General features: G+C 40.9%; 8 protein-coding genes and 1 pseudogene. 2 read left to right on the forward strand and 7 right to left on the reverse strand.

All coding sequences use genetic code 11. The features are described 5' to 3' along the window. Positions 1-229, forward strand: a 229-nt coding sequence (locus ACLOR3_RS05465) for a large conductance mechanosensitive channel protein MscL (RefSeq protein WP_412037061.1), incomplete at its 5' end; no start/stop codon positions are given. A gap of 102 nt (positions 230-331) precedes the next feature. Here ACLOR3_RS05465 and rpsU read toward each other — a convergent pair. The 3 genes and pseudogenes from rpsU to gla all read right to left on the reverse strand — a co-directional run bounded on the left by rpsU (position 332) and on the right by gla (position 1,919). After that, positions 332-508, reverse strand: coding sequence for a 30S ribosomal protein S21 (gene rpsU / locus ACLOR3_RS05470; protein WP_000048054.1), 177 nt, complete (start codon positions 506-508; stop codon positions 332-334). A 147-nt stretch (positions 509-655) separates the two neighbouring features. After that, positions 656-967: pseudogene (locus tag ACLOR3_RS05475) on the reverse strand (hypothetical protein). A gap of 82 nt (positions 968-1,049) precedes the next feature. Further along, complete coding sequence (gene gla, locus ACLOR3_RS05480; protein ID WP_411400451.1) at positions 1,050-1,919, reverse strand: aquaglyceroporin Gla; 870 nt, start codon at positions 1,917-1,919, stop codon at positions 1,050-1,052. Positions 1,920-2,123: 204 nt separating this feature from the next. Here gla and ACLOR3_RS05485 point away from each other — a divergent pair, with 204 nt between their 5' ends. Further along, entirely contained in the window at positions 2,124-3,092 is a 969-nt protein-coding gene (locus ACLOR3_RS05485; protein ID WP_411400452.1) for an NAD(P)/FAD-dependent oxidoreductase, read from the forward strand. Positions 3,093-3,135: 43 nt separating this feature from the next. Here ACLOR3_RS05485 and whiA read toward each other — a convergent pair whose 3' ends face one another. From whiA to ACLOR3_RS05505, 4 genes are all read right to left on the reverse strand, one after another. Continuing rightward, the gene (gene whiA / locus ACLOR3_RS05490) at positions 3,136-4,056 is read right to left on the reverse strand and encodes a DNA-binding protein WhiA (protein ID WP_411400453.1); all 921 of its coding nucleotides are present in this window, start codon (positions 4,054-4,056) and stop codon (positions 3,136-3,138) included. After that, entirely contained in the window at positions 4,053-5,030 is a 978-nt protein-coding gene (locus ACLOR3_RS05495; protein WP_023026644.1) for a YvcK family protein, read from the reverse strand. The genes whiA and ACLOR3_RS05495 overlap by 4 nt, the downstream gene beginning before the upstream one ends. Then, positions 5,027-5,923 (reverse strand): RNase adapter RapZ, encoded by an 897-nt coding sequence (gene rapZ / locus ACLOR3_RS05500; RefSeq protein WP_270307925.1) that lies wholly within the window; start codon positions 5,921-5,923, stop codon positions 5,027-5,029. Before rapZ ends, ACLOR3_RS05495 begins: the two co-directional genes overlap by 4 nt. Positions 5,924-6,035: 112 nt before the next feature. After that, positions 6,036-6,413 (reverse strand): RidA family protein, encoded by a 378-nt coding sequence (locus tag ACLOR3_RS05505; RefSeq protein WP_023022773.1) that lies wholly within the window; start codon positions 6,411-6,413, stop codon positions 6,036-6,038. Between the last annotated feature and the right edge of the window lie 46 nt (positions 6,414-6,459).

Here is a 6,459-nt window from a genome sequence, read left to right on the forward strand (position 1 = left end):
TGGTGTTGAAAAGATCGCTGAATTGACTTGGAACGGTGTTGCATACGGTAGCTTCTTGAGCGCTGTAATCAACTTCCTTGTTATCGGTACTGTTCTTTTCTTCGTAGTGAAAGCTGCTGAAAAAGCACAAAACTTCGGTAAAAAAGAAGAAGCTACTGAAGAAGAAGCTGCTGCTCCAACTCAAGAAGAGTTGCTTACTGAAATCCGCGACTTGCTTGCAAACAAATAATCAGATAAAAAGATCCGATCTTCTAGCTAGAAGGTCGGCTTTTTTTGTCTTCAATTTTTCTAGAGAAACAAAAAACAGACCGAAGTCTGTTCTTGTATTCAATTAGAATTTTTTACGTTTACGAGCTGCTTCTGATTTACGTTTACGTTTTACAGAAGGTTTTTCATAGAATTCACGTTTGCGTGTTTCTTGAAGAGTACCAGCTTTAGTAACCGCGCGTTTGAAACGACGAAGAGCATCGTCAAGAGATTCATTCTTACGTACTACTGTTTTTGACATGTTTTTCACTCCCTTCAAGTTCAAGATCTACTCTATTCTACACGGAATTCTAAAGATTGTCAAGAAAAAGTTAAAGGAATTCATCTCTGGCAACTCTCTAAACGTTTATCAAATCTATTCGAGGATTCATTCTTTTCTGAATTCCTTTCATTCATAACGATTATAAAGTTTTGATACTACTTGTTCAAATGCTTCTACTTCCTCCCAATAATCCATTGGGAGATTACTAATTTTACTTAGATCATTCTCATCAAAATGATAGACCAGATGACGCAAAATTTGAGTTTCTATCCAGCGCACATCCCTTAGTTACTCGATATTAACTGATTCCAATCCTACTAGATACTGACAAAGAACAGCCAGTGACTCCGAATGAAACACTTTCTTCTCATGCAAATAATATAGAAAACTAAAATAATCAGCTCTTCTATTATCTTCTATTAAATTCTTTTCTTTCATCCCTACTCCCTTTAGAAAAAACTGTTTCCTCATTAAAAGATAAAAAACACTTTCCGTAATGTCTACGAAAAGTGTTCTAGTCTTACATATAAAGGAAGCTAAAGAGGGCAATGGCAACAATTGCAGCCAAGATTGGTGCTACAACTGGTACCCAAGCGTACCACCATTTTGAATCTCCCTTGTGTTCACCTAAGACAGATTTTGGAAGGAAGGCGTGAACCAAACGTGGACCAAGGTCACGTGCAGGGTTCAAACCAGGTCCTGTAGGACCACCAAGTGATGTCACCAAAGCCATAACGAGGAATCCAAGTGCCAAGTGAGCAACTCCTAGACCAGGAGCATGTGCTTGTGACAAAGCCAATTTTGCAGCTGTTGAAGAAGCATCGAAAATCCCTCCCTGCTCAGTCGCAGCTCTTTGAGCTAGACCAGCAACCTCAGCACCGAAGAAGTGTTTTGTCAAGGCAAGTGCCCCAAAGAAAAGGACGAATGATCCTGCAAACTCATTGACGAAACCATTGATGGTTGCTGCTTTACGTGATTCAGGAGTTCCTTTATCCAAGCTAGAAATCGTTGAGAAAGTTCCCAAGATATTGTTTGGATTTTCAGTTTGAAGGTAATATGGACGGTGAGTCGCAACAACAACCAATTGTCCAAACATGGCTCCAAGAACTTGAGCAACGATGTAGTATAAAACATTTTCCCAAGGGAAGAGTCCGCTAACTGCAAGTCCAATCGTAAAAGCAGGGTTGATATGGTTTCCTGATACATTACCAAACATCAAGGCTGGCATCATAACACCTATTCCATATCCAATTGCAATCACGAGCCATCCACTTTGATGCCCTTTGGTCCCCTTCAATTCAACGTTTGCAACGGCACCATTTCCTAAAATAATCAATAAAGCTGTTGCAATAAATTCGGTCGCAACTTTAACCCAAAAATCAAATTGCATTTTTGAATAATCTCCTTATAAAAAAATAATAATAATTTATTCTATCAGAATATCGAACACTTGTAAATAAACCGAACATTATTTTTAAAAAATATATCTTAATCCCTTGATTCATCCTTTTTAATTCTTGTATTATCCTCCACTTTCTATTTAACTCCGAATTATGATACAATAGGATTAGTTACACATCACAAAGGAGAACTCATGTCTGAAATCTATGACATTACCATTATCGGCGGTGGCCCTGTAGGGCTCTTTGCTGCCTTCTATGGCCATCTGCGTCAAGTAAAAGTGAAATTGATTGATTCCCTCCCTCAACTAGGTGGTCAACCTGCTATTCTCTATCCTGAGAAACGCATCCTAGATGTCCCTGGTTTTACCAACCTAACAGGGGAAGAATTGTCCAATCGGTTGATCAATCAATTAAAAACATTCGAGACTGACATTTGTTTGAATGAAACTGTTTTGGACGTTCATAAAAACGAAGATCACTTCCTAATTGAAACCAATAAAGACCAACATTTCAGTCGTGCTGTCATTATTGCTATGGGCGGTGGTGCCTTCAAACCACGTCCATTAGAAGTGGATGGGGCTGAAGTATTTGAGAACGTCCACTACCATGTTTCAAATATCCAACAATATGCTGGCAAACAAGTTGCTATTCTAGGTGGAGGAGATTCGGCTGTCGATTGGGCCCTGGCCTTTGAAAAAATCGCCCCGACAACTCTGGTCCATCGTCGTGATAATTTCCGAGCTCTCGAACATAGCGTTGAGGAATTAAAGGCTTCTTCTGTCTCTATTCAAACTCCTTATGTTCCTAGTCGCTTAATCGGAGAAAATGGCCGTGCCAGCCACTTGGAAATCACCAAGGTCAAATCAGATGAAACCCAATTACTCCCTATCGATGAACTCTTTGTCAACTACGGCTTCAAATCGTCAGTTGGCAAATTAAAAGAATGGGGCTTGGATCTCCAACGCAATAAAATCCTCGTGAATCGCAAACAGGAGACCAGTCGTGAAGGAATCTATGCTTGTGGCGATTGTTGCTTCTATGATGGGAAAATTGATTTAATTGCAACCGGCTTAGGCGAAGCTCCTACAGCAGTGAATAACGCCATTAATTACATTTATCCAGATAAGAAAGTTCAACCAGTCCACTCGACTAGCTTATAAGAAAAATCCTTTGAATCTTTTGATTCAAAGGATTTTTTTCTGCTTACAAATTATCCAATTCTTCTGCAATCTTATTGATTTTCCGCAAGCGATGATTGACGCCACTTTTGGTCAAGGGCGTTTTCAAGGCATCTGCAATTTGCTGAATGGAATAGTCGGGATTCTGAATTCGAACATAAGCAACTTCTTGAAGCTCGACAGGAAGGCCACCTAATCCAATAGTATCCATGATTTTGACGATATTGTTGATGGTCTTCATACTAGCTGTGACCGTCCGCGCGATATTGGCCATTTCAGCATTGTTGGCTCGATTGAGATCATTGCGCGCCTCTCGCATGACCTTGACAGACTCAAATTCTTCCAAGGCCTGCTTCGCTTCTACTAAGATGAGGAAATCAATAATATCCTCAGCCCGCTGCAAATAGGTGACAACTCCTTTTTTGCGTTCGATGGTCTTGGCATCTAACAAAAAGTGTTGCATCAGGTTGGCCAAATCCTGGGCATGGTCAGAATAAACAGAGCTAATTTCTAATTGATAGCGTCCTGATTCTGGATCCTTGATGGTCCCACTTGCTAAGAAAGCTCCTCTCAGATAAGCTCGACTTGCTTCGTCTTCTTCTAAGATTCTCGGGTCAATCCCAGTCTCAATACCAAAGAAAGAATCAGCCAAATGCAGGTCTGCAAGAATCTCTTCGACTTTTTCATCAATAGAAACAGTATAGACGCGATTCTTTTTCAAATTGGTTTTTTGGTGGTGACGAATATCGGATTTAACCTGATAAAACTCTACAATTAATTCATAGATATGGCGGGCAATCTTAGCATTCTCCGTTGTCAGAGACAAACTTAAGCCCCCCATACTCAAGCCCAAACTACCTGACATCTTAATCAGAGCAGATAACTCACTTTTCTCAAAGCGGTGAAGGGTCAAGATCTCTTCTTTTACTTTAATGGTAAAACTCATTTAATCACCTGTACCATTTGCATCAGTTCATCCACAACAGCTTCTCCATCATGGAAGGCTCCGCCATTTTCCAAGCGTAGGAAATTTGTTGAAATAACTCGGGGCACTTGAGATTTTAAACCTGCAAAATCGTGTTCTACTTGAACCAGATATTCATCAAATCGATTCGTGTCCATGTATTCTTGAGGTACTTTTTCAATATTGACCAAAACAGTATCAATAAAAGGCTTCTTCAAGTGTTTATGAAGGACGGATACATGGTCACTGTCAGTAAAGTGTTCTGTCTCCCCACGTTGGGTCATGATGTTGCAGACATAAGCGACCTCTGCTTTTGTATCAAGCAAGGCTTGTCCAATTTCCTCAATCATTAGATTAGGAAGGATCGATGTAAAGAGAGAACCAGGTCCTAAAATAACCATATCACTTTCTAAAATCGCATCTACTACTTTTCGACTCGCTTTCGGCGTCTCATCATTATAGGTATTGGTGACATAGACATAATCAATCATGCCCTCATGATGGGCGATTTCACTCTCACCAGCGACTTCTGACCCATCCATAAATACGGCATGAAGGGTCAACGGTGTATCGCTGGAAGGATAGATTTTTCCTGTCGTATGGAAAAATTTCGTAAGCAATTGCATGGCATTATAGGTCGAGCCCTGCATTTCAGAAATCCCAGCAATAATCAAATTCCCTAGAGGATGACCAGCTAGTGGCCCATCGTCTTCCGCAAAACGATATTGAAAGACTTTTTCATAAAAACGAGGCATGTCAGACATGGCTACTAGAACATTTCGCAAGTCGCCTGGCGGTGTCAATTGATGAATATTTTTTCGAAGTTCTCCAGAGCTACCACCATCATCCGCCACTGTCACAATGGCCGTAATTTCAACATCCTTTTTCCGTAGGCTATTCAAGATGACAGAAATCCCTGTACCGCCTCCGATGACGGTCATTTTTGGTTTTCTCATGAACGATTCACCGTTTCTTTCCGTCGGTCTTTGTCGCGATGACTCATATTAACCGTCCAATCTTTAGCTAGATCTCGTCCAAGACGTGCCGCAAAGGCGACGGAACGGTGTTGGCCGCCTGTGCAACCAACTGCAATCGTCAAAACGGATTTTCCTTCTCGTTTGTATGCTGGCAAGATGGGAGCAATCAACTCGTAAAGATGACGATAAAACTCCTCTGATTCTTTGTGATTCATGACATAGTTATAGACATCATCATCTAGCCCTGTTTGATTCCGTAGCTCTGGTTGGTAGTAAGGATTAGGTAGGAAACGAACATCAAAGACCAAGTCCGCATCTAAAGGCAAACCATACTTAAAACCAAAGGACATGACTTCAATCCGAAACTCAGGCTGGCTATCTTGTCTGGAGAATTGTTCAGCAATCACTTTACGAAGATTACGGGGAGTTAATTCCGTCGTATCAATGACATTTTGACTCATGTTTTTAAGCGGAGCCAAAAGTTCACGTTCTAGAGTAATCCCATCCAAGACGCGCCCATCAGCAGCCAGTGGATGACTACGACGGGTTTCTTTGTAGCGAGCAACCAATTCACTGTCGGTCGCATCCAAAAATAGAATTTTAAAATCAATTCCTTCGTGATTCTCTAATTCGTCCAAAATGGAGCGAATTTCTGCAAAGAAAGACCGACTACGCATATCCACGACGAGAGCCAACTTGTTATTGTCCATCGAGAGTTGAATCAGCTCTATAAATTTTGGCAAGAGAGCTGGAGGCATATTATCAATGGTGAAATAGCCCATATCTTCAAAGGACTGAATGGCTACGGTCTTCCCTGCTCCACTCATTCCTGTTACAATGACCAGTTGAATTGTTTTTTCTGTATCTGTCATCCTAATCACCTTTTCCTTACAAAAAAGGAGGAGGGCATCATCTTTCCAGTTGGTCAGTCGATGGCTCTCACTCCAACATTCCTTTTACCCGAATGCATTCCTTCTATTGAGACTATACTTCTGCAATCACTTCGATTTCGATTTTGACATCGCGTGGCAAGCGAGCCACTTCTACTGCAGAACGTGCTGGAAATTCACTTGAAAATGCTGTCTTATAAACCTCATTAAAAGGTACAAAATCATTCATATCACTTAAGAAACAGGTTGTTTTCACCACGTGATCAAAGTCCGTTCCAGCTTCTTCAAGGATAGCAGAAATATTCTTCAAGACTTGTTGGGTTTGTTCTTGAATGGTTTCACCAACAATTTCACCTGTTTCTGGTGAAAGGGGAACTTGCCCACTTGCAAATAAGAGATTGCCCACTATTTTTCCTTGAACATAAGGACCAATTGCTGCTGGTGCTTTATCTGTGTGAATTGTTTTTGCCATTTTCTTCTCCTCATTCCTAATTTTCACTGGAGGCTGCTAGCTTTTC

Source organism: Streptococcus intestinihominis (genome assembly GCF_046824975.1).
Classification (GTDB): Bacteria; Bacillota; Bacilli; order Lactobacillales; family Streptococcaceae; genus Streptococcus.

Excerpts from the sequence above, each read along its gene's own strand:
- ACLOR3_RS05485 (WP_411400452.1), top strand. The coding sequence starts at position 2,124 with ATGTCTGAAATCTATGACATTACCATTATCGGCGGTGGCCCTGTAGGG.
- ACLOR3_RS05495 (WP_023026644.1), bottom strand. The coding sequence starts at position 5,030 with ATGAGAAAACCAAAAATGACCGTCATCGGAGGCGGTACAGGGATTTCT.
- ACLOR3_RS05505 (WP_023022773.1), bottom strand. The coding sequence starts at position 6,413 with ATGGCAAAAACAATTCACACAGATAAAGCACCAGCAGCAATTGGTCCT.
- gla (WP_411400451.1), bottom strand. The coding sequence starts at position 1,919 with ATGCAATTTGATTTTTGGGTTAAAGTTGCGACCGAATTTATTGCAACA.
- rpsU (WP_000048054.1), bottom strand. The coding sequence starts at position 508 with ATGTCAAAAACAGTAGTACGTAAGAATGAATCTCTTGACGATGCTCTT.
- whiA (WP_411400453.1), bottom strand. The coding sequence starts at position 4,056 with ATGAGTTTTACCATTAAAGTAAAAGAAGAGATCTTGACCCTTCACCGC.
- rapZ (WP_270307925.1), bottom strand. The coding sequence starts at position 5,923 with ATGACAGATACAGAAAAAACAATTCAACTGGTCATTGTAACAGGAATG.